At 70.2% G+C, this 21,336-nt stretch carries 21 protein-coding genes; 8 read left to right on the top strand and 13 right to left on the bottom strand.

Annotated elements, in window-relative coordinates; translation table 11 throughout:
• The first annotated feature begins 96 nt into the window (after positions 1 to 96).
• Together VF106_RS22120 and VF106_RS22115 are read left to right on the top strand one after the other, a co-directional pair.
• Positions 97 to 1,380 (top strand): MFS transporter, encoded by a 1,284-nt coding sequence (locus VF106_RS22120; RefSeq protein ID WP_330841692.1) that lies wholly within the window; start codon positions 97 to 99, stop codon positions 1,378 to 1,380.
• A 47-nt stretch (positions 1,381 to 1,427) separates the two neighbouring features.
• A complete protein-coding gene (locus VF106_RS22115; protein ID WP_330841691.1) occupies positions 1,428 to 4,130 on the top strand; it encodes a family 78 glycoside hydrolase catalytic domain in 2,703 nt (900 codons plus the stop codon).
• Here the strand turns inward: VF106_RS22115 and VF106_RS22110 are convergent, their stop codons facing one another.
• The 3 genes from VF106_RS22110 to VF106_RS22100 are packed head-to-tail and all read right to left on the bottom strand — an operon-like array spanning position 4,131 to position 5,983.
• Positions 4,131 to 4,541, bottom strand: a complete 411-nt coding sequence (locus VF106_RS22110) for a nuclear transport factor 2 family protein (RefSeq protein WP_330841690.1) — start codon at positions 4,539 to 4,541, stop codon at positions 4,131 to 4,133.
• Positions 4,532 to 5,335: an MBL fold metallo-hydrolase gene (locus VF106_RS22105; RefSeq protein ID WP_330841689.1), complete on the bottom strand. Its 804-nt coding sequence runs from the start codon at positions 5,333 to 5,335 to the stop codon at positions 4,532 to 4,534. Before VF106_RS22105 ends, VF106_RS22110 begins: the two co-directional genes overlap by 10 nt.
• 18 nt (positions 5,336 to 5,353) lie before the next feature.
• The gene (locus tag VF106_RS22100; protein WP_330841688.1) at positions 5,354 to 5,983 is read right to left on the bottom strand and encodes a DsbA family protein; all 630 of its coding nucleotides are present in this window, start codon (positions 5,981 to 5,983) and stop codon (positions 5,354 to 5,356) included.
• A gap of 64 nt (positions 5,984 to 6,047) precedes the next feature.
• Here VF106_RS22100 and VF106_RS22095 point away from each other — a divergent pair, with 64 nt between their 5' ends.
• Entirely contained in the window at positions 6,048 to 6,932 is an 885-nt protein-coding gene (locus tag VF106_RS22095; RefSeq protein ID WP_330841687.1) for a helix-turn-helix domain-containing protein, read from the top strand.
• On the opposite strand, the gene VF106_RS22090 is transcribed toward VF106_RS22095, so the two are convergent.
• Complete coding sequence (locus tag VF106_RS22090) at positions 6,907 to 7,191, bottom strand: MmyB family transcriptional regulator (protein WP_330841686.1); 285 nt, start codon at positions 7,189 to 7,191, stop codon at positions 6,907 to 6,909. The genes VF106_RS22095 and VF106_RS22090 overlap by 26 nt on opposite strands.
• A 366-nt stretch (positions 7,192 to 7,557) precedes the next feature.
• Positions 7,558 to 8,229, bottom strand: a complete 672-nt coding sequence (locus VF106_RS22080) for a TetR/AcrR family transcriptional regulator (RefSeq protein WP_330841685.1) — start codon at positions 8,227 to 8,229, stop codon at positions 7,558 to 7,560.
• Between the two features lie 99 nt (positions 8,230 to 8,328).
• Here VF106_RS22080 and VF106_RS22075 point away from each other — a divergent pair, with 99 nt between their 5' ends.
• Genes VF106_RS22075 through VF106_RS22065 form a run of 3 tightly spaced genes read left to right on the top strand, consistent with a single transcriptional unit; the run spans position 8,329 to position 10,848 of the window.
• On the top strand, positions 8,329 to 9,252 hold the full coding sequence (locus VF106_RS22075; protein WP_330841684.1) for an NADP-dependent oxidoreductase: 924 nt from the start codon (positions 8,329 to 8,331) through the stop codon (positions 9,250 to 9,252).
• Between the two features lie 25 nt (positions 9,253 to 9,277).
• Positions 9,278 to 10,144: a dioxygenase family protein gene (locus VF106_RS22070; protein ID WP_330841683.1), complete on the top strand. Its 867-nt coding sequence runs from the start codon at positions 9,278 to 9,280 to the stop codon at positions 10,142 to 10,144.
• A 23-nt stretch (positions 10,145 to 10,167) separates the two neighbouring features.
• The gene (locus tag VF106_RS22065) at positions 10,168 to 10,848 is read left to right on the top strand and encodes an SDR family NAD(P)-dependent oxidoreductase (protein WP_330841682.1); all 681 of its coding nucleotides are present in this window, start codon (positions 10,168 to 10,170) and stop codon (positions 10,846 to 10,848) included.
• Between the two features lie 22 nt (positions 10,849 to 10,870).
• On the opposite strand, the gene VF106_RS22060 is transcribed toward VF106_RS22065, so the two are convergent.
• The 3 genes from VF106_RS22060 to VF106_RS22050 are packed head-to-tail and all read right to left on the bottom strand — an operon-like array spanning position 10,871 to position 13,567.
• A complete protein-coding gene (locus tag VF106_RS22060; protein WP_330841681.1) occupies positions 10,871 to 11,287 on the bottom strand; it encodes a (R)-mandelonitrile lyase in 417 nt (138 codons plus the stop codon).
• The gene (locus VF106_RS22055; RefSeq protein ID WP_330841680.1) at positions 11,275 to 12,531 is read right to left on the bottom strand and encodes a multidrug effflux MFS transporter; all 1,257 of its coding nucleotides are present in this window, start codon (positions 12,529 to 12,531) and stop codon (positions 11,275 to 11,277) included. Before VF106_RS22055 ends, VF106_RS22060 begins: the two co-directional genes overlap by 13 nt.
• 19 nt (positions 12,532 to 12,550) lie before the next feature.
• Positions 12,551 to 13,567, bottom strand: a complete 1,017-nt coding sequence (locus VF106_RS22050; RefSeq protein ID WP_330841679.1) for a zinc-dependent alcohol dehydrogenase family protein — start codon at positions 13,565 to 13,567, stop codon at positions 12,551 to 12,553.
• 122 nt (positions 13,568 to 13,689) lie between these two features.
• Between VF106_RS22050 and VF106_RS22045 the strand changes: the two genes are divergently transcribed.
• Positions 13,690 to 14,574, top strand: a complete 885-nt coding sequence (locus VF106_RS22045; RefSeq protein ID WP_330841678.1) for a helix-turn-helix transcriptional regulator — start codon at positions 13,690 to 13,692, stop codon at positions 14,572 to 14,574.
• A gap of 24 nt (positions 14,575 to 14,598) precedes the next feature.
• Here VF106_RS22045 and VF106_RS22040 read toward each other — a convergent pair whose 3' ends face one another.
• The 4 genes from VF106_RS22040 to VF106_RS22025 form a co-directional block, all read right to left on the bottom strand.
• Positions 14,599 to 15,498, bottom strand: coding sequence for an alpha/beta fold hydrolase (locus tag VF106_RS22040; RefSeq protein WP_330841677.1), 900 nt, complete (start codon positions 15,496 to 15,498; stop codon positions 14,599 to 14,601).
• A gap of 80 nt (positions 15,499 to 15,578) precedes the next feature.
• Positions 15,579 to 16,763 (bottom strand): sugar ABC transporter permease, encoded by a 1,185-nt coding sequence (locus VF106_RS22035; RefSeq protein ID WP_330841676.1) that lies wholly within the window; start codon positions 16,761 to 16,763, stop codon positions 15,579 to 15,581.
• Complete coding sequence (locus tag VF106_RS22030; RefSeq protein WP_414639041.1) at positions 16,760 to 17,482, bottom strand: ATP-binding cassette domain-containing protein; 723 nt, start codon at positions 17,480 to 17,482, stop codon at positions 16,760 to 16,762. The genes VF106_RS22035 and VF106_RS22030 overlap by 4 nt, the downstream gene beginning before the upstream one ends.
• The gene (locus VF106_RS22025) at positions 17,479 to 18,531 is read right to left on the bottom strand and encodes an ABC transporter substrate-binding protein (RefSeq protein ID WP_330841675.1); all 1,053 of its coding nucleotides are present in this window, start codon (positions 18,529 to 18,531) and stop codon (positions 17,479 to 17,481) included. Before VF106_RS22025 ends, VF106_RS22030 begins: the two co-directional genes overlap by 4 nt.
• A gap of 104 nt (positions 18,532 to 18,635) precedes the next feature.
• Here VF106_RS22025 and VF106_RS22020 point away from each other — a divergent pair, with 104 nt between their 5' ends.
• Positions 18,636 to 19,808: an ROK family transcriptional regulator gene (locus VF106_RS22020; RefSeq protein WP_330841674.1), complete on the top strand. Its 1,173-nt coding sequence runs from the start codon at positions 18,636 to 18,638 to the stop codon at positions 19,806 to 19,808.
• 65 nt (positions 19,809 to 19,873) lie between these two features.
• On the opposite strand, the gene VF106_RS22015 is transcribed toward VF106_RS22020, so the two are convergent.
• Positions 19,874 to 20,944: a 3-deoxy-7-phosphoheptulonate synthase gene (locus VF106_RS22015; protein ID WP_330841673.1), complete on the bottom strand. Its 1,071-nt coding sequence runs from the start codon at positions 20,942 to 20,944 to the stop codon at positions 19,874 to 19,876.
• Positions 20,945 to 21,336: the final 392 nt, after the last annotated feature.

The following is a 21,336-nucleotide window of genomic DNA, read 5'->3' as shown; positions in this document are numbered from 1 at the left end:
GTTTTACAAAGGTCTTGACGATCCCCTTCCTGAAGTGCGACCTTCGGAACATTGGGCCGATTGAAACGTATCACTTCAACGGTGAGGGGACTACTCATGGCCGACACGCCCACCGCCCCGGACGCCAGGCACTGGAAGCTCGCGGTCGCCGCCGGCATGGCGTCGTTCCTCGACTCGGGCGCGATCATCTCTGTCGGGCTGGGGCTCGCGCTGTGGCAGGAGCGGTTCGACCTGGATGTGTGGACGGTCGGTGTCCTCGGCTCCGCGTTGACCCTGTTCATCGCGGTCGGTGCGCTGACCGGCGGCCGGATCGCCGACCTGTTCGGCCGGGGACGCGTCTTCTCGGTCACGATCCTCGGGTACGCCGTTGCGGCGACCGCCATCGCGTTCGCCCCGAACCCGGCCGTGCTGATCACCGGTGTCGTCGTGATCGGGATCGCGGCCGGCGCGGACCTGCCAACGTCGATCGCCGTGCTCTCCGAACGGGCGCCGGCCGGCGCGCAGGGCAGGCTGGTCGCGTTCACGCACGTGATGTGGACCGCGGGTGTCGTGTTCGCGACCTCGCTCGGGTTCGCCGTGTCCACGCTCGGCGTCCTCGGCGTCAGCCTGATCTTCGGCGTGCTCGCGGTCCTCGGGGTCGCGACGTTCGCGTTCCGCGCGTTCTACCCGCCGTTCCGGCAGTTGGAGGCGGAGGCCGTCGCCCGGCACACCGCGGACGGGGTCGACCCGTCGACCGCGCTGCCGCTGCGGGCACTGCTCACGACCCCCGCGTTCCGCGCGATGATCGTGCTGACAGCGCTGTTCTACGGGTTCTTCACGCTGGTCGCCAACACGTTCGGGTCGTTCAAGACCTACTTCCTCGTCACCGTGGGCGGTACCACCCAGACCACGGCGACGGCGCTGTCGTTCGTGACCACGCTCATCGGCTTGGCCGGCACGATCGCGTTCACCCGCATCGCCGACACGAGGTGGCGCAGCCGCTTCTTCGCCGGCGGCGTCGCCGTGTTCACCTCGTGCCAACTTCTGATCGCGGTGACCGGTGGCACCGTGCTGCCGGCGATGATCGTCGCGCTCGTGCTCTACAACCTGGCGTTCCCGTTCATCGGCGAGGCGCTGTACAAGATCTGGACCCAGGAGTCGTTCCCGGTCAACGCACGGGCGACGGTCCAGGGCACGACCATGGCCGTGGCCCGGTTCGCCGCGTCGGGGTTCGCCCTGCTCACGCCGGCGCTGATCGCGTGGAGCCCGTCCGGTCTCTTCGCCATGCTGAGCGTGTTCGCGCTGGTGTCGGGTGCGGTCGGCGCGGTGATCATCCGCTGGGCACGCGGTAGCCACGAGGCGGTTTCCGTCGCCGCGCCCGTCGCCGAGGCGGTCCGGTGACGCTCACGGTCGGTGCGCCACGAACAGGGCTGGGCGCTGAGCCCCCCGTGTCATGGCAGACGAGCACCACGATCCCCGGCTGGCTCCAGGCGCGGGCGGAGCTTTCCGTGGTGCGGCGGGGAATCACGACTTCGGTCGTGATCCACGGGCGGGACTCGGTCCTCGTCTCGTGGCCGTTCCCGCCGCTGCGGCCACGGGAGACGGCCCGGGTCCGCGTGCGTGTCCACGGCGTGGACGGGTCGGTGTCGTCGTGGAGCCTGGAGACCGAGGTGACCTTCGCCGCGCTCGATCAGTGGCACGCCACGTTCGTCGGTTCGGGTGCCGAGGAGCCGCGGTTGATCCGCGGCACCGTCGAGGTTCGCCGCGAGGTGCGGCGGGCACTGCTGTACAGCACGGCGCTCGGCGCGTACGACGTCGAGGTCAACGGCACGCCACTGGACGACGCCGAGCTGAAACCCGGCTGGACCAGCTATCAGTGGCGGTTGAACGCGGAAGTGCACGACGTCACGGCCCTTCTGCGGCGTGGCACCAACGCGATCGGCGTCGTCCTCACCGGCGGCTGGTACACCGAACGCTTCGGCTTCCGCGACGCGGCACGGCGTTTCTACACCGGCCCGCCCGCGGTGGCCGCGCAGCTCGTCCTGGAGTATGCCGACGGCACCGAGGAGACGGTCAGCACCGACGAACGGTGGCGGCACGCGCCGGGTCCGGTCGTCGCCGCCAGCATCTACCAGGGCGAGACCTACGACGCGCGGCTGTGCGTGCCGGGTTGGTCGTTGCCCGACTTCGACGACGCGGGCTGGACGCCGGTCTCGATTGTGGACGGACCGGACGTGGTGCCCACCGTGCGTTCGTCCCCGCCCGTGCGGGTGGTCGAGCACCTGCCGGTTCAGCACGTGCTCACCACTCCGAGCGGCAGGACGGTGCTCGACTTCGGTCAGAACCTCGTCGGCCGTCTGCGGATCCGCGTCGAGGGCGAGCGTGGGCACACGATCACCCTGCGCCACGCGGAAGTGCTGGAGCACGGCGAACCCGGCGTCCGTCCACTCCGGAACGCCGCGGCGACGGACCACTACACGCTCGCCGGTGACGGCGAGGAGATCTGGGAGCCGCGCTGGACCTTCCACGGCTTCCGTTACGCCGAGATCGAGAACTGGCCGGGCGAGTTCACCCCGGACCGCGTCACGGCCGCCGTCGTGCACAGCGACATGCGCAGGACCGGCGGCTTCACCACCACACACGCGTTGCTGCAACGGTTCCACGACAACGTGGTCTGGGGCATGCGGGGTAACTTCCTGTCGATCCCCACCGACTGTCCGCAGCGTGACGAGCGGCTCGGCTGGACCGGCGACATCCAGGTGTTCGCCCCGACCGCGTCCTTCCTCTACGACTGCGACGCGTTCCTCCGCTCCTGGCTCGAGGACGTGATGCTCGAGCAGCGGGCGGCGGGCGGGGTTGTCCCCATGGTCGTGCCGGCGGTGATCCCGCAGGTGCCTGGCCTGTTCGACCCGGTAGCCGCGTGGGGGGACGCGATCACCGTCGTCCCGTCTGTGCTGTGGGAGCGGTTCGGCGACCTCGACGGGTTGCGAACCTGCTTCGAGGCGATGGCGACGTGGGTGGACCTGATCGAGGCGCGGGCCGGGGAAACACTGCTGTGGCAGGACGGTCTGCAGTTCGGGGACTGGCTCGACCCCGACGCGCCACCCGACCGCCCCGCCGCGGCGAAGACCGACGCCGACATCGTCGCGACCGCGTACTTCTACCGCTCGGCGGACCTGACCGCCAAGGCCGCGGTCCAGTTAGGACACGACACGGAGGCGCGGCACTACGCCGACCTGGCCACCCGGATCGCCGAGTCCTTCCGCGACGCCTACGTCACCCCGATGGGCCGGATGATGTCCGACGCACCCACCGCGTACGCGCTGGCGATCGTGTTCGGGCTCGTCGACGGCCCGCGGCGGGACGCGATGGGGGAGCGGCTGCGTGACCTCGTCCGCGCGTCTGGCTACCGCATCGCCACCGGGTTCGTCGGCACCCCGGTCATCTGCGACGCGCTCACCGCCACCGGACACGCCGACGCCGCGTCGCGACTACTGACGCAGACCGAGTGCCCGTCCTGGCTCTACCCGGTCACGATGGGCGCCACGACCATCTGGGAACGCTGGGACTCGATGCTCGAGGACGGCTCGATCAACCCGGGGCAGATGACGTCGTTCAACCACTACGCGCTCGGCGCCGTGGCGGACTGGCTGCACCGCGAGGTCGCCGGCCTCGCGCCGCTGGAGCCCGGATACCGGACCATCCGCATCACCCCGACACTGCTCGCCGACCTCGACGACGCCTCGGCGTGGCACGAAACGCCCTACGGCAGGGCGAGCGCCGGCTGGCAGCGGGAGGGCGACCGCGTGCGCTTCCGCGCCGAGGTGCCCCCGAACACGACCGCGCGGGTAGAACTCCCGTCCGGCGCGGTCTTCGACGTCGGCAGCGGAACCCACACCTGGACCGAGAACCACCCGCGCCCGGCACCCACCCGCGGCCAGCTGAACCTGTCGAGCAGCCTCGCCGAGATCATCGACGACCCCGAGGCCTACCGAGCGGTGCTCACCGCGATCCGCGCCACCGACCCGGAACGAGCCGAGGTGTTCCGCCGCACGACCCGCTGGACGCCCGGTCGCCAACTTCGCGAACCCCTCAACAAGGCCCCACTGCACGTTCTCGAGGCGATCGAGAAGGCCCTGGCAGCGCTCTGATCACTCGGTGGCCGCGTCGCGGACCAGCGCTGTGTCGGTGAACTGTTCGAATCGGACGATCAGGCCGCCGCGCACGGTGAAGTGGTGTGCCACTCGGACGTTGAGCGGCTTGTGGGTCGTCCTGTGGGTCGCCGTGTAGCGGGCCAGGACGACGACGTTCTCGCCGTCGACGACGTAGGTGTCGTCGTGGGCGGTCCAGTTGTCCCAGTCCTGCGCGAGTTTCTCCATGACGTTGGTCGTCACGCCATCGGGGGTGCGGTAGGTGCCGGCGAGTGGGAAGCCGGCCATCTCCGTCCACTCCACGTCGGGTGCGAGGGTCGCCCGCAGAGCGGCCAGGTCGCCAGCGGCGGACGCGAGGTACTGGCGCCGGACGACGGTGGCCGGCGCGGTGTCGTCCGGGGTCAGCCCCACGTCATCTCGCCCTTCGCGACCTTGGTGCCGAGCGAGGCGGCGATGCGCAGTCCGGCGTCCGGGTAGGCGGCCAGCAGGCTTTCCTCCGCGGCGGCGGCGTCTGTCGCGTCGGCGACAGTCTTCTCGAAGAACCGCAGGTATTCGCGCGTGTGCCGGATCGCGGTCAGGTCGGTCGCCCCGGCGATGCGGTGGCCTGCGGACACGAAGGTCGGCTCGAGCGCCTCCAGGTCGTCGAGGACGCGGAGCCATTCCGTCCGCTGTTCGGTCGTGGCCGAGTCGGCGGTCCACACATGCAGTCCCTGGAACAGCAGCACACCGCCGATCAGCACGCGTGCCGCCGGTTCGAAGACGTACCAGGCGCGGTCACCCAACTCCGTGCTGCCGCGGCGCACTTCCAGGTCCACACCGTCCACAGTGACCGATGGTGCGGTCAGCGCCGTGATGTCGACCAGCCGCGTGGGCAGGTTGGCGCCGAGGTGCGCCCACGCGACCAGCTTCTTCTCGTAGCTGTCGCGGATGTGCTCGATGACGTCGGCCGGTGCCAGGAACACCGCCTCCGGGAAGGCGTCGGCGATGACCTCGGAGCCGAAGTAGAAGTCCGGGTCGCCTGCGGTGATCAGCACGGTGGTCAGTCGCTTGCCGGAGTCGAGGACCGCGGCGACGATCCGGTGCCCGTCGGCGCGGGTGAAGGCCGCGTCCACGACGACGGCCTCCGTCTCGCCGGTGACCAGCACGCTGGTCTTGTTCAACGAGCTGTCGGCGGCGTCGATGATCGTGTAGGTGAGGGTGCTCATGTTGTGTCCTTTGGGTTATTACTGGGAAACGAGGTAGCGGTCGAGTGCGTTGGTCAGCTGGATGGCGTTGGCCGCTGGCCCGCCCAGCCGGACCACGCCGGTGTCGGTGTGCAGCAGCAGGGTCGGGTAGGAGGTGACGCCCAGCCGAGCGGCGCGCGTGAAGTCGTGAACTGCCGCGACCCGACTGTCGGGGGAGACGAACCCGGCCGCCACCTCGGCCGCGTCCAGGCCGAGCTGGTCGGCGACATGCCGGTACGTCGACGCCTCGGACAGGCTCAGCCCGACGAAGTAGAACGCCCGCTGCATGGCCTCCGCCGACGCGAGGGCCCGCTCGGGCGCGACCCTCCGCAGCGCCGCGAAACCGGCGCCGGCGGCCGTGGAGTCCATCTGGAACCGGCCGTCGGCGACGAGGTCGGAGTAGCCGAGTCCGAACTCGACACCGGTCAGCTCGGCGATGCGTGCGTTGGCGCCAGCCACGTACGGCATGGTGCCGATCGGCGCGACCCGGGCTCCGGTGAACAGGCCGCCGCTGACGACGTCGAGCTCGATCCGCCCGGCGTTGGCGGCGGCGAAGTCACGGACCGCCGGGCCGAAGCCGTAGCACCAGCCACAGTAGGCGTCGAACACGTAGGTCAATTTCACTGCCATGACCGCAAGGCTATGAACCTGGCCTGGTCTTTTCACGGTCGCGGCGCGACGTACCATGGTAAAAATGGGACAGGTTGAGCAGGACGCCATCCGTGCCGTCCGGTACCACCCGCCACCCGGGGTGACCGGTGAGATCGAGCTCACCTCGCTGGCGCGCATGCGGGCACGTGGCGGTCCGCACGAGTTCCTCGACCCGCAGCGCCTCGACTTCGACCTGCTGATCCAGATCACGTCCGGCAGTACCGTGCACACCGTCGACTTCACCGGCTACCCGCTCGAACCCGGTGATCTGATCTGGGTGCGTGCCGGGCAGGTGCAGCAGTGGGGCGTCATCGACGACATCGAGGGCCCGGTATTCCTGTTCACCCCGTCCGCGATCGACACCGGCACCTGGGAGCTGATCCGGTCGGCTGGCGTGGCCACCCCGAACCACTGGACCGCGACCACCGCCGCCGGCACCCCGGCGGCGGCCGCCCTCGACGCCGCGCTGGCCGCGGCGTCCACATCGGACTCGCCGAACCTTCGGGACGCCGCGCTGGCCCGCACTCTCGCCGCGGCGCTGCTTCTCCTGGTGATGGCCGTCCCGGACGGCAGCGGCCACCGTCCGCCCACGCACCAGGCGTTCGTCTGGTTCCGGGACGAGCTGGAGGCGAGCTTCCGCACGCGGCACAAGGTCGCCGACTACGCGGCCCGCCTTGGCTACTCGACCCGCACCCTCAACCGCCTCGCCCGCGAGAACACCGGCCTGTCGGCCAAACAACTCATCGACGAACGCGTCGTGCTCGAGGCCAAACGCCTCCTCGCCCACGGCCGTGACCCGGTGGCCCGGATCGCCGGACAGCTCGGCTTCGACGATCCGTCCAACTTCTCCAAGTACTTCCAGCAGCGCACCGACACCACCCCGGCCACCTTCCGCGCCCGCGTCAGGCCGGACGCTCAGGGCTCGTGATCGACTTTGGTGGCGTCGCCGCCCAGCTGGCGAGGAGGGCGAACCTGTCCGCCGACGGTGAGCCTTCCTCGACGCTGTGGGTGGCGATGGACAGGCCTGGTTCGCCGGGTAGCTCGAACACGTCGAAGGTGACGTCGACCGCGCCGACCTCGGGGGCCACCACCACGTCGATTTGATGACCCGCGGCGCGCACCGTGTCGTACAGCCGGTCGAGATCCGCCGCGTTCGTCGCGTCGCCCTGGACGGGGATCGCCCCCACCTTCCGCGCTATCGGTCGGGCGTGGTCAGCGGTCCCGCCACGCCAGAGGCGAAACGGTGAGCGCCGCTTCCGCGATCGCACGGCCGGGTATCGGTCCTGAGGCTCTGTCGGGCCGACTCGATCCATCCGTTCTCGTACTCGTCGACCGCCAAGCGTATGACGTCACGCGACCGCTCTGGCAAGTCGGCCGTGATGTGGCGCGCGTCAGGTTTGGTCAGGTAGGCAGTTGCCGTGTGCGGTAGGTCGCCAGTTCGAGTCGAAGGCGCTTGAGCGACCCCAGTTCGTAGCCGAAGGCGGCTACTTCGGCAGCCTGGTCTGACAACGCGGTGTCCTCTCTCGACGGTCAGTCGTGCTGGCCTGGCGTGCTCAGGGCTCGTTCGTTGTCGGGCGGCCGAAGCGGATCATCGCGCGGTACAGGGCTGGGGAGGCGGGGGCGTCGGGCATCGGGGGGAGGGGAGCGTCGGGGGAGGCGTAGGCGCGGAGCATCTGGCCGACGAGGCGGCGCCAGGTGTCGGGGGCGGCGTCGGCGGTGGCGGCGATGACGCCGGCGTTGGCCATGAGTAGGACGACGAGGTCCTCCGAGGTGAAGTCGGCGCGTAGGTGGCCGGTGGCCTTGGCGCGGCTGATGAGTTCCAGGAAGCCCTCGTAGGACTCCGCCCGTCGGGTCTCGAGGGCCTTGGCGGTGGGGAAGGTCATCGTGAGCACGGCCGCGAAGCCGCGGTCGGCGGCCTGCATGGCGCAGATGGTCTGGATGTAGTGGGTGAAGCCGTGCCAGGGGTCGGGGTCGGCCAGTGCCTCGGCGGTGGCGGCGGCGTAGGCGTCCATGCGGTCGGTGAAGACGGCGTTGATCAGCTCCTCGCGGGTGGCGAACCGGCGGGAGAGGGTGGCCTTGCCGACGCCTGCCTCGCGTGCCACCGAGGCCATGGAGACCCCGAGTCCTTCGGTGGCGTAGAGGCGGCGGGCGGCCTTCATGATGCGTTCACGGTTGCGCTCGGCGTCCGCTCGCAGGGCGGATTCGGACTGCTGACCAGGCGTCATACCCGCACTGTACTAAGTGGAACACCCTTCCCGCTTCTTCTGCTACCGTGGTCACATGGAAACGGGAAGGCCGTTCCACTTAATGTGAAGGTGATCTTCGTGCACGCTGCGACATTGGACTCCGTCCCCGCCGGCCCTGCCGTTGGCGAGGTCGAGAACCCCCGGCCGGAGGCGGGGGAGTTACTGGTGCGGGTGGCGTCGGCCTCGGTGAACGGCTTCGACGTCGCCACCGCCGCGGGCTACCTGCAGGGGATGATGGAGCACCGGTTCCCACTGGTGGTGGGCAAGGACTTCGCCGGCACGGTCGAGGCCGTCGGCGAGGGTGTCGAGGGGTTCGCGGTCGGGGACGCGGTCTTCGGCGTGGTGATGAAGCCGTTCCTGGGCACGGGTTCGCTGGCCGAGTACGTCACCGTCTCGGCCGCCTACGGGGTGACCCACATCCCGGCCGGGCTGAGCGTGCGAGACGCCGGCGCGCTCGGTCTGGCGGGCACGGCCGCGCTGGACACCCTGAACGCGGTGGACCCCGACAAGGACGAGACGGTCCTGATCTCCGGTGCCACCGGCGGTGTCGGCACGCTCGCCGTCCAACTCGCCGTCGCCCGCGGTGCCAGGGTCATCGCCACCGCACGCCCCGGCGCGGAGGCCGAGTTCGTCACCGGCCTCACCGACGCGCAGGTCCACGTGGTCGACTTCGCCGGTGACCTGGCCGCCCAGGTCCGCGCGCTCGCACCGAACGGCGTGGACGCCGTGCTGCACCTGGCCGGCGACCACACCCAGCTCGCGGGCCTGCTGCGTCCCGGCGGGCGGTTCGCCACGCTCCTCGGTGTCACCCCCGAAGGCGTCACCGCCTCGTCGGTGATGGCCAACCCCACCCCGCAGACCCTTGCCCAACTGGCCGCCGACGCCGCCTCCGGCGCGTTGCGTGTTCCGGTCACCGCCACCTACGCCTTGGCACAGGTGGGAGAGGCGTTCGCCGCGTTCGGCGCCGGCACGCTCGGCAAGGTCGCCATCACCTTCTCCTGAACCCTTACCCAGGAAGGACCTCGGCATGACCCCTGCTCCGTGGACCGTCGACCCAGCCCTGATCAACCCCCGCGCGGTGCGCCTGGTCGAGGCGTTCAAGGACGCCCTCGCCAGGATGCGTGACGAACACGGCCTCACCTTCGACGACCTGCACACGGTCGCCGAACTGCTCCAGCAACTGCGCGACGCGACCGCCGTGCCGCTGTCGTTGTGCGCCATGCCGTTGTTCAGCGAGGTCTTCCAGGGCGGCGGCGACGGCTACACGATCTCCGAGGACGTCGACAGTCCGACCTATCTCCCGGACTCTCCGCTGATCGACAACCCGGGCCGGCTGCCGATGCGGCCCGACGAACCGGGCGTCCCGTTGATCGCCTCTGGCCGCGTCCTGGACGGTCACGGCCGTCCGTTGGCGGGCGCGGAAATGGTGATCTACCACGCCTCGAACGACGGCATCTACTCCGGCATCTGGGACGACGGCCAGCCGAAGGACAACCTGCGCGGCCGTCAGCTCACCGACGCCGAAGGCCGTTACGCATTCACGACCATCACCCCGGTGCCGTACTCGAACGCACCAAGCGAAGCGGTCGAGAGTGTGGTGACGGCCGCCGCCGCGGTGGGCCGCAGCCTCTACCGGCCGGCCCACATCCACTACGAGATCCACCATCCCGACCTGATCAAGCCCTACCGCGGCGAGGTCTACTTCGCCGGCGACCCGGTCATCCCCGTCGACTTCGTCGGCCCCAGGATCGCCGCGCCGTCGTTGCGGGCCGACACGGTCCGGCACGAGGACCCGGAAGCCATAGCCGAGCACGGTTTCGCCGGTCCCTTCAACACCGCGGTCTTCGACTTCGTCCTCAAAACCCGCACCAGCCCCGAAACCGCCATCCAGTGACCACTGTCTCGAAAGGACCTGTTGTGCCCAGCATCGCCATTGTCGGAGCCGGCCCCGGTATGGGTCTGGCCATCGCCCGCACGTTCGGCGCCAACAGTTTCGACGTCGCCCTGATTTCCCGCAACCGCGCCAAACTCGACGACCTCGTCGGCCAGCTGAAGGCCGACGGCATCACCGCCGCCGCGTTCCCCGCGGACGTGCTCGACCGGGAGGCACTGACGCAGGCACTCAAGGACGCCGCCGCTCACTTCGGCGGCATCGACGTCCTGGAGTACTCGCCGGTGGGCACGCTCGGCACCACCGTGCTGACCGTCCCGTCCGAAACCGACCCGTCCCACGTGCAGCACGAGATGGACTTCCAGCTCTACGGCGCCATCACCGCCACCCAGGCGGTGCTGCCCGCGATGCGTGAGGCAGGTACCGGCACCCTGCTCTACACCACCGGCGCCGGTTCGATCGATCCCGTTCCGCAGGTCGGCAACGTCAACGCCGCCGCGGCCGCACTGCGCAACTGGGTGCTCAACCTGCACAAGGAACTGGCCGGCACGGGCATCCAGGCCGCCCACATCGGCATCGACGTGATGATCGGTGACTCGGACGCCGTCGTGCCCGGCATCCCGTCGGCCCCGGCCGAGCAGATCTCCCCTGTCTACTGGGAACTGCACACCAACCGCGACGACGCCGAGCGCGTATTCAGCGTCTGACCGGTACCCGGCGCGGCGCGCCTCACGTGGTGGGGCCGCCTCGTCGGGTGCTCACGCGCGACGCGGTGTACTCGGCTTCGGTGACGTGGTCGAGCCACGTGACGTCGTCGGTTTCCCACAGTGCGAGGTGGGCCATGAACTGGGTGGGGGCGGCGCCGTGCCAGTGCTCCTCACCCGGCGGGGTCCAGATCACGTCACCCGGGTGGGCCTCGACGATCTCGCCGCCACGGGCCTGGATCAGGGCGACGCCCGAGACGATGTAGAGGGTCTGGCCCAGGCCGTGGGAGTGCCAGGCGGTACGAGCACCAGGCGCGAACCGGACCATGTTCGCCCGCAGGCGGGACGGGTCCTCGCCCCGGTGGATCACGTCCGCCCAGGCGTCGCCGGTGAACCACTGCTCCGGCAGTTTCGTGGTCGGCGGCTGTGTCACGAGCTCCATGTCTTCTCCTCCGAGAGAGTGAGGACCGGTGGTGCGGCGATGGGGGTCCGTGTGGTCCGGCCCCGGATGGCGGCCAGATAGACAACGCAGGCGAGCAGGGTGGCGGTGACGGTGACGAGCCCGAGCGGCAGTGCGTCGTGGCTGCCGCCGAGACCGACCAGTGGTGCGGCGAGCCCGCCGACGCCGAAGCGGGCCAGTCCGAGCAGTGACGACGCGGTGCCGGCGATGTCGGGATAGTTCGCCATGGCCAGCGACGTCGTCGGCGGGGTGATCGTGGCCACCCCGCTCACCATCGTCAACAGGGACAGGATCACCGCGATCACCGGCAGGTGGAACACCGCGCTGGCGAGCAACCCGCCCGCGCCCGTCAGGCACATCACCAGCCCGACGACCAGGGTGCCCTGCTCGGACCAGCGCTCGCACAGGCGCCCGCCGGTGAAGCCGAACAGCATGAACCCGAGCGAGTTCAGACCGAACGCGAACGAGTACTCCTGTGGGGAGAGCCCGTAGATGTCCTGCAGGACATAGGTGGCGCCGGCCAGGTACGCGAACAGGGCGACACTGACCAGTCCGGTGACTCCGACCGTGCCCAGCAGCACCCGGTCGGAGAGCAGGCGGGCGAAGTCACGCCCGGTCTGGACGAGCCCGCCGGTGGTCCGATGACGCTCGGGCAGCGTCTCGCGGAAGACGAACACGCAGGCGAGCAGGATCAGCGCGCCGATGCCCGCGAGGACGACGAAGAAGCCACGCCAGTCGGTGACCGACGCGAGCTGCCCGCCGAGGACCGGGCCGACGACCGCGGCGAGCCCGGCGATCACGGTCAGGCGGCCGTAGTACCGCACGAGCTTGCCGCCGCTGTAGAGGTCACGGCCCGCCGCCTGCGAGATCACGATGCCCACCCCGCCGGCCAGGCCCTGCACGAAACGCGCGGCGACCAGCGCCGGAATCGTGGGGCTCAGCGCACACAGCACCGAGGTGACGACGTAGGCGACGACCCCGACCAGCACGGGCCGGCGGCGGCCGAAGCGGTCGGACAACGGGCCCGCGACCACCTGCCCGACCGCCAGGCCCAGCAGGCAGGCCGTCACCGTCAGCTGTGCGGCCGAGGTCGCGGTGTGCAGCTCGGTGGTGAGCGCGGGCAGCACGGGCAGGTAGAGGTCCATGGAGATCGGACCGAAGACCGTCAGCAGGCAGAGCACCACCGCCAGCGGACGGCCAACGGCCTGCTCACGCGTGTTGCTCACGCACGCTCCTTCTGGGAAGTCACACGCGCAGCAGTGCCTTGATGGCGCGGCGCTCGTCCATCGCTCGGTAGGCCTCGGCGGCCTGGTCGAGGGGGAGTTCGAGGTCGAAGATCTTGCCGGGGTCGATCTCGCGGCGCCAGATCAGGTCGATCAGCTCGGGCAGGAAGCGCCGGACCGGGGCGGGGCCGCCGTGCAGGTGGACGTGGGAGAAGAACAGCTCCGTGCCGTCGAGCGCGACGTCGTGGGTGACGCCGACGTACCCGACGTGCCCGCCGGGTCGGGTCGAGCGGATGGCCTGCAGCATCGACTCCTGGGTGCCGACCGCCTCGATCACGCTGTGGGCGCCGAGCCCGTTCGTCAGCTCCTTGATCTTCGCCACGCCCTCGTCGCCGCGTTCGGTGACGATGTCGGTGGCCCCGTACTCCATCGCGAGCTTCTGTCGCGGCTCGTGACGGCTCATCGCGATGATCCGCTCCGCCCCGAGCTGCTTCGCTGCCAGCACACCGAGCAGGCCCACGGCGCCGTCACCGACGACCGCGACCGTCTTGCCAGGGCCGACCTCGGCGGCGACGGCGGCGAACCACCCGGTGCCGAGCACGTCGGAGGCCGCCAGGAAGCTCGGCACCAGGTCGGCGTCCGGCACGTCCGGGGTTGCCACGAGGGTGCCGTCGGCGAGCGGCACGCGCAGGTACTCGGCCTGAGCGCCGACCGGGCCCTCGCGCTGGACGCAGGAGGACTGGTAGCCGGCCCGGCAGATCTCGCAGGTGTTGTCGGAGGCGAAGAACGAGCCGATCACGAACTGGCCCGGTTCGACCGACGTGACCTCGTCGCCGACCTCCTCGACGATGCCGACGTACTCGTGGCCGATGGGGGACGGCCCGTCCATTTTCTGGATGCCGCGGTAGGGCCACAGATCCGACCCGCACACGCAGGTCGCGGACAGGCGGATGACCGCGTCGGTCGGCGCGATGATCTTCGGGTGGTCGCGCTCTTCCACCCGGATGTCGCCGGGGGCGTGCAGGACGGTGCCGCGCATGGTGAAGTCTCCTTCCGGTATGTGTCCAGGGAACCCGTCCTGGCGGTGATCTGGGAGTTCCTGCTGAGAGGTGTACTGACAGGACACCCCTCACGCTGGCCGTCCGGGTTTACGGTGGCGTGGTGGACAATCGCAAGGAAGTCCGCGAGTTCCTCGTCTCGCGGCGAGCGAAGATCACCCCTGAGCAGGCCGGACTGCCCACGGGAAGCAACCGCCGAGTGCCGGGACTGCGCCGTGGCGAGGTCGCCGCGTTGGCCGGCGTGAGCATCGAGTACTACTCGAAGCTGGAACGTGGCGCGCTCGCCGGGGTCTCGCCCAGCGTGCTGGACGCCGTCGCACGTGCGCTGCGACTCGACGACGCGGAGCGGGCATACCTGTTCGATCTGTCCCGAGCCGCGGACGGCACGAGCGCGATGGTGCGACCCCGCCGCCGGAAGCCGAAACAGTGGACCCCGCACCCGAGTCTGCGGTGGACTCTGGACGCGATCACCGAAGGACCCGCGTTCGTCGGCAACGGCAGGATGGACCTGCTGGCCGCGAACCGGCTCGCGCGCGCCTTCTACTCGCCGGTCTACGAAAGCCGGGAGGGACCGCCGAACTTCGCCCGGTTCCAGTTCCTCGACCCAGCCTCGCACCAGTTCTACCCGGACTGGGACTTCTTCGCGGACGTCTCTGTCGCCATCCTCCGCACCGAGGCCGGCCGCAACCCGCACGACAAGGAACTCCACGATCTCGTCGGCGAACTGTCCACCCGCAGCGACGACTTCCGCACCCGGTGGGGCGCCCACAACGTCCGCCACCACGGCACCGGGACGAAAACCTTCCACCACCCCGTCGTCGGTGACGTCACCATCGCCTACGAGAGCCTGGAGCTGGTCGCGGAACCGGGCCTGACCCTCACCATCTACACCGCCGAACCCGGCTCGCCGTCCGAGGAAGCCTTGCGCCTGCTGGCTTCCTGGGCCGCCTCCCAGGAAGCGGAGACCTCGCGGCAACTGTCCGGCTGAGACGTACCCGCGTCCCGGCGTGGATCAGGCGGACATCGCGAACGCGCGGATGTCCGACAGTTGTTCGGCGAGCATGTGCGCGACCCGGTCGGGGTGCTCCAGCGGCAGCATGTGTCCAGCCCGGGGGACGACGACGAGCCGGGCGTCGGGTACCGCGCCCGCGATCGCCTCGCTGTCGGCGGGCGGGGTGAGCATGTCGTCCGCACCGGCCAGCACGAGGCAGTGGACCTGACCCAGCACGGGCAGCGCGGGGAACAGGTGGTGGTTGCGGAAGCCGGGGAGGAAGTCCTTGACGACCTCGATCGGGGTCGACTCGATCATCTCCATGAGCAGGGACGTCACCGGGTGTGGCACCGGCGACGAGAAGGCGCCGCGCACGGCCACGAGGCGGGCGACCGTTCGCGCCACCCCACTGCGGCGCAGCGCCGACATCGGGGACCAGCGCAGCACCGACATCGCGTGCGTGGCGAGCTGGTGCGCGGCCCCGACCACGAACGCGGGCAGCCAGGACAGACCGGACACCGGTCCGGCCGACGTGTTGATCAGCGCGACGGCGACCACCCGACCGTCACGGCCGAACAGCTCGGGGTGGGCGTGCGCGAGCGCCAGGACACCCATCGCCCCCATCGAGTGCCCGACCAGCACCACCGGGCCGGCGGGCACGGCCTGCTCCAGCACGGCGACGGTGTCCCGGCCGAGCTGCTCGACGGTGGCGTGCGCGGCCGGGCCACGCTCCGAACGCCCGTGGCCACGCTGGTCCCACATCACCAACCGGGCCGAGTGGCCAAGTCGCCTGCGCAGCAGTCGCCAGGTCGCACTGGTCAGCGTGTAGCCGTGGCAGAGAACGATGGTGACGTCCGCGTGTTGGTCGCCGTCCACCTCGACGTGCAGTCGGACGCCGTCGTCCGCGATCACCGTAGGCACCGGACAACCTTCGCGCGGACGTACCACCTCCATGAACCGGAGAACTACGGATATACCTACGGAGATGTGACCGGGGTCGCTCAGTGCAGTCCCGCGGTGGCGCCTCTCCTGGCGAGCGAGTCGACCGCCACGGACACCGCCAGTACGGCCGCGGTGACCATGAAGCGGATCGCCGAGTTCACGTTCAGCAGCAGCATCCCGTTGGTGATCGACTGGATGACCAGGATGCCGAGCAGGGCGGCGTGCGCCCGGCCCCGACCGCCGAACAGGCTGGTGCCGCCGATCACCGCCGCGGCGATCGCCATCAACAGGATGTCGCTGCCACCGGAGCTCTGGTTCACCGCCGCCAGGCGGGACGCGGCCAGGATGCCACCGACGGCGGCGAGCACGGACGCGGCGACGAACGCCAGCACCCGTATCGACGTCACGTTGATGCCCGCTCGTCGTGCGGCTTCCGCGTTGCCGCCGACCGCGAAGATCCGGCGGCCGAACACGGTGCGGCGCAGCACCAGGTCCATCACGATCACCAGGCCGCCGAAGACGACCAGGGTGAGCGGCACGCCGCGGTCGGAGTTCAGCACGGCCACCGCGACCGCCAGCAGCGCAGCGAGGCCGGCCGAGCGCAGCGCGACCAACCACGCCGCCGGCACCGGCAGCTCGGCCTGGACCCGCCGCGCCCGCACCACGAGCGCCGCCGCCAGGTGCCCGCCTGCGAGCAGCACGACGACCAGCCACCCGAGCCACGGCGGCAACCAGGTGTCGGAGAGGGTCGCGATGCCGTGGTCGAACGGCAGGTTGATCGTGCCCTCCGAACCGAGCAGGTAGAGCAGCAGGCCCTGCCAGCCGATCAGGCCGGCGAGCGTCACCACGAAGGACGGCATCGCGAGGGCGGTCCGCATCACGCCGTGTAGCACGCCGACCACCGCGGCGGTGGCGAGTCCGGCGAGGACGGCGAGCACCGCGGGCCACGACGACTGCACGTACAGCAGCGTCGTCACCACCGCGCTCAACCCGCTGACCGAGCCAGCGGACAGGTCGATCTCGCCGAGCAGCAGCACCATGATGATGCCGAGCGCGATGGTGCCGGTGGCCGCCATCTGCAGCGCCAGGTTGGTCAGGTTCTCCGCCGAAAGGAAGTGCTGGTTCAGCGAGGAGAACACGATCGCGATCAGCACCAGCCCGACCGCGACCGGCGCCGAGCCGAGATCGCCGCGGCGCACCCGGTCCCGTGCCCTGTCCCACGCCGCGGTGGCGAGTTGGCTCATAGTGTGGCTCCTGTGATGGCGGCGACGATCTGTTCCTGCGACGCGTTCGCCGTCTCGAGGTCGGCGACGTTCCTGCCGAGCCGCAGCACCACGACCCGGTCGCTCACCGCGCGCACGTCGGCGAGGTTGTGGGACACCAGCAGCACCGCGAGCCCACGCTCGCGCAGCCGGCGGATCAGGTCGAGCACCTGTGCGGTCTGCTCGACGCCGAGCGCGGCGGTCGGCTCGTCGAGGATCACCATCTTCGGTTCGCCGAGCAGCGCTCTGGCGATGGCGACCGACTGGCGCTGCCCACCGGACAGCATGGCGACCGGCGCGCGGACGTCCCGGATCCGCACGTCGAGCGACGTGAGGAGATCACGCGCGGTGCGCTCCATGGCCACCTCGCCGAGCACGCTCCAGGAACGTTTCTCGGCGCCGAGGAAGAGGTTGGCGACCACGTCGAGGTTCTCGCACAGCGCGAGGTCCTGGAACACCGTGGTGATGCCGAGCGCCTGCGCGTCGGCCGGCCGGTGGATCCGGACCGGCCGGCCGAGGAACGACACCGTGCCGCTGTCGGGCTGGACGGCGCCGGAGACCACTTTGACCAAAGTGGACTTACCGGCGCCGTTGTCGCCGACGAGCGCGACCACCTCGCCAGCCCGCACGGTCAGGTGCGCACCGTCGAGCGCGCGCACCGCACCGTAGGTCTTGGCGATGTCAGTGGCTTCGAGCGTCACGTGAGCCCGACCTCCGCGCAGGCCGCGGCAACCTCCGGAGTGCAGATCTGGTCGACCGTGTAGAAGCCGTCCTTGACGATCGTGTCCTTGATGTCGTTCTTGCCGACCGCGATCGGGTCGAGCAGGAACGCGGGGATGTCGCCCACCTTCGTCGGCGCGGACGGCTTCTCGCCCTTGGTCAGCGCGACCGCCAGCTCCGCGGACTTCTCGGCCTGCGCGCGGATGTCCAGGTAGATCGTCATGGTCTGCTCACCGGTCAGGATCCGTTGGATCGCGGCCAGTTCGCCGTCCTGCCCGGTGATCGGCGGCAGCGTCGGGTAACCGGCGCGTTTCATCGCCGCAACGGCGCCCGACGCCATGCCGTCGTTCGCGGAGTAGACGCCGACGATCGCGTCGCGGCCGAGCGCGGTGATCGCCTGCTCCATCTCCTGCTGCGCCTTGTCCGGGCTCCAGTCCGGCGTGTCGAACTCGCGGCCGATCTCGACCTTGCCGTCCAGCGCCTGGTGCGCGCCCTTCTTGTAGTCCGCCGCGCTGGGGTCGGTCGGCGATCCGTTCAGCATGACGACCTTGCCGCCGGTCGTGCCGCGTTTCTCCAGTTCGTCGAGCAGGGCCTCGCCCTGGACCTCGCCGACGCGCACGTTGTCGAAGGACACGTAGTACTCGTAGGAGATGCCGGAGATCAGCCGGTCGTAGGCGATCACCGGCACGTCCTTCTGCTTGGCCTGGTTCACCAGCGGCGCGGCGGCCGCGGCGTCGACCGCGTCGAGCACCAGCACGTCGGCGCCCTGCGTGAGCGCCGACTCCACCTGGCTCTGCTGCTTGGCGGCGTCCTGGTCGGCGTTGGCGTACAACACCTCGCAGTCCTTGCACAGCTCTTTGACCTTCGCCTCGAACAGCGGCCGGTCGAAGGCCTCGTACCTGGTGGTCTTGGACTCCGGCAGGAACAGGGCGATGGTCGTCTTGTCGGCGTCGCCGCCGGCTTCGGAGTTGCCGCATGCGGTGGCCGTCAGCAACAGCAGCGCGGTGAGGATGGGCCTAACTCGGTGCATTCGTGTCACCCCGGGTGGCGTGGACGGGTCGGGTGGCCAAACGATGGTAAGAAAGGTAGTTTACTACCAACTGCTATGTCCATAGGGGACGGACGGAGATCTCGATGTCGAGCCAGGTGGGCACACCGCGGCTGTTGCGGACCATGAACGAGCGGCTGCTGCTGGACCGGTTGCGTGAGCACGGCCCGGCGTCGCGGGGCGAGTTGGCCAAGGCGACGGGGCTGTCCAAGCCCACGGTCTCAGCGGCCCTCGGCGGCCTCGAGGAGGCCGGGCTCGTGGTGATGGTCGGCGCGGTCGGCGGCCGGCCGGGCCCCACGACCGCGATCTACGACATGAACGCGACGGCAGGCCACGTGGCGGGCGTCGACATCGGCCGGGACTGGGTCCGGGTCGCGATCGCCGACCTGCGAGGGGAGATCGTCGCTCGGCAGGACGCCAGGAACACGGCGCGGTCGGCGGCCGACCTCGTCCGGCGGGTGCGCGGGCTCGCGGACCAGGCCGCCGGCGAGGCGGGCCTAGCGTGGTCGGCGGTGACCTACGCGGTGGTCGGCAGCCCCGGCGTGCTGAACGAGACCACCGGCAGCCTCGCCTTCGCGCAGAACCTGCCGGGCTGGGGGCGGCCCGGCCTCGTGGACCGGCTGCGCACCGCCCTCGAGATCGAACTGGCCATCGAGAACGACGTCAACCTGGCCGCCGTGGGAGAGTTGGCCCGCGGTGCCGGTCAGGGCCGGTCGGACTTCGTGTTCGTGTCGATCGGCACCGGCGTCGGCATGGGCATCGTCATCAACGGCGGTCTCTACACCGGCGCCCGCGGCGCGGCCGGCGAGGTGTCGTTCGTCCCAACCCCGGACGCCGTGGTGTCCATATCGGACAGTCGGGAGCGGGGGATGACCGAGGCCGTCACCGGCGCGGCGGGAGTGGCGGCTGCGGCACGCGAGGCCGGCATGGTCGTCAACTCGGCCCGCGAGGTCTTCGCCGCGGCGGCCGACGGCGACGAGACCGCCAAGGCCATCGTGACCGCCGAGGGCCGCCGGATCGGCTCACTCGTCACCGCCGTCACCGCCATCCTCGACCCGGAGGTGGTGGTCCTCGGCGGCGGCGTCGGCCGAAACCTGGACATGCTGAGCGCCGCGATCAGCGAACGCATCGAGGAGTTGGGCCCACTGCGACCGGACGTGGTGGCCAGCACCTTGGGCGACAGCGGTGTGCTCCAGGGCGCGATCACCCGCGCGCTGGACGTGGCGCGCGTCCGCCTGTTCGACCTCCGGACCAGCTGAGGTGCGATGAAAGTACGCCTTCCTCACCGTGGGCGTGAGGAAGGCGTACTTTCATCGCCTCGGGCTCAGGCTCGGCGTGCGGCGGTCGCGGCGGCGAGGGTGTTCAGGACGGCTTTCGTGGTGTCCCAGTCCATGCAGGCGTCGGTGATGGACTGGCCGTACGTGAGTGCACGTTCCGGGTGGAGGTCCTGGCGGCCCGCCTGGAGGTTGGACTCGAGCATGACGCCGACGATGCCGTGTTGCCCATCGCTGATCTGCTCGGCGATGGCCGTGGCGACAACAGGTTGCTGTTCGTGGTCCTTGCGGCTGTTGTCGTGGCTGGCATCGATCACGACCCGCGCTGGCAGGCGGGCCTTGTCCAGAGCGGTGAGTGCGGTGTGGACGGACGCCGGGTCGTGGTTGGGGGCGGTGTCGCCGCCGCGCAGGACGAGGTGGCAGTCGGGGTTGCCGGTGGTGTGCAGGATCGCGGGCAGCCCGCTGGGGTTCACGCCGGGAACGACGTGCCGGCCGGCGGCGGCGCGGATCGCGTCGAGCGCGACGCCGATGTGGCCGTCGCGGCGGTTCTTGAACCCGACGGGCATGGACAGGCCGCTGGCGAGCATGCGGTGGGTCTGGCTTTCGACCGTGCGGGCCCCGATCGCACCCCAGGAGACCGTGTCCGCCAGGTAGGCGGGGATGGTCGTGTCGAGCCATTCACACGCCGCGGGCAGCCCCAGCTCGGCGAGCGCGAGCAGGAGCTGCCGTGCGATCCGCAGGCCGTGGTTGACGTCGCCCGTGCCGTCGAGGTGGGGGTCGTTGATGAGCCCCTTCCAACCCCCGAGCGTGCGGGGTTTCTCGAAGTACACCCGCATCACGATCAGCAGGTCGTCGCTGAGTTCGGCGGCTGTCCCAGCGAGTTTGTCGGCGTAGTCGATCGCGGCGGCGGGGTCGTGGATCGAACACGGTCCGGTGATCACGAGTAGGCGGTCGTCCTCGCCGTGCAGGACACGGGCGACCGCCTCCCTACCTCGTCGCACGGTGTCGGCCGCGGACGGGGTGAGCGGCAGCTCGTGGTGCAGCAGGGCTGGCGTGACCAGCGGGATCATGCGGTCGATGCGTTGGTTGTCAAGATCGGCCGCAGTGAGGGTGAGAGTCATGACGTTCCAGGATTTCTGCCGGCAAGGCGCACGGAGTGCCGGGATTCCTGGCCCGGCCGGCGGTCTCGGTGAACAAAGCGCCGGCTCGGGAAGTTGACGACAGGCTAGATGGCGTGTCGCCGGCCTCCGGCCGGCCACTCAAACCATCGATACGCGTTCGTCATGCCGGCGAGCCTAGCGCACGCCGCCAACCGCCCGCATCTCGTACTCCGGGGTTCAGTCGTAGAACGTGACGACGACCTTGTCGGCGGCACCCGGTGTCGACGCGGTCTCCAGCGCCTTCCGGGCCTCGGCGAACGGGAAGACGTCGCTGACGATCAGTGCGTACTTCTCCCAGTTCTCGGCGATCTCCCTCGTCACCTCGAAGATCTCGGTGGGATAGCCCATCGCGG

This window comes from Actinophytocola sp., from assembly GCF_036378875.1.
Lineage (GTDB): Bacteria > Actinomycetota > Actinomycetes > Mycobacteriales > Pseudonocardiaceae > Actinophytocola.
The sequence above is the reverse complement of the archived record's forward strand: the minus strand, read 5'-3'. Positions and strand labels throughout refer to the sequence as shown.

Bases quoted from the DNA above. Each gene is read 5' to 3' on its own strand.
- VF106_RS22015 (WP_330841673.1), bottom strand. From the start codon at position 20,944: ATGACTCTCACCCTCACTGCGGCCGATCTTGACAACCAACGCATCGAC.
- VF106_RS22070 (WP_330841683.1), top strand. From the start codon at position 9,278: ATGACCCCTGCTCCGTGGACCGTCGACCCAGCCCTGATCAACCCCCGC.
- VF106_RS22080 (WP_330841685.1), bottom strand. From the start codon at position 8,229: ATGACGCCTGGTCAGCAGTCCGAATCCGCCCTGCGAGCGGACGCCGAG.
- VF106_RS22120 (WP_330841692.1), top strand. From the start codon at position 97: ATGGCCGACACGCCCACCGCCCCGGACGCCAGGCACTGGAAGCTCGCG.
- VF106_RS22060 (WP_330841681.1), bottom strand. From the start codon at position 11,287: ATGGAGCTCGTGACACAGCCGCCGACCACGAAACTGCCGGAGCAGTGG.
- VF106_RS22095 (WP_330841687.1), top strand. From the start codon at position 6,048: ATGGGACAGGTTGAGCAGGACGCCATCCGTGCCGTCCGGTACCACCCG.
- VF106_RS22020 (WP_330841674.1), top strand. From the start codon at position 18,636: ATGTCGAGCCAGGTGGGCACACCGCGGCTGTTGCGGACCATGAACGAG.
- VF106_RS22035 (WP_330841676.1), bottom strand. From the start codon at position 16,763: ATGAGCCAACTCGCCACCGCGGCGTGGGACAGGGCACGGGACCGGGTG.
- VF106_RS22100 (WP_330841688.1), bottom strand. From the start codon at position 5,983: ATGGCAGTGAAATTGACCTACGTGTTCGACGCCTACTGTGGCTGGTGC.
- VF106_RS22050 (WP_330841679.1), bottom strand. From the start codon at position 13,567: ATGCGCGGCACCGTCCTGCACGCCCCCGGCGACATCCGGGTGGAAGAG.
- VF106_RS22025 (WP_330841675.1), bottom strand. From the start codon at position 18,531: ATGCACCGAGTTAGGCCCATCCTCACCGCGCTGCTGTTGCTGACGGCC.
- VF106_RS22105 (WP_330841689.1), bottom strand. From the start codon at position 5,335: ATGAGCACCCTCACCTACACGATCATCGACGCCGCCGACAGCTCGTTG.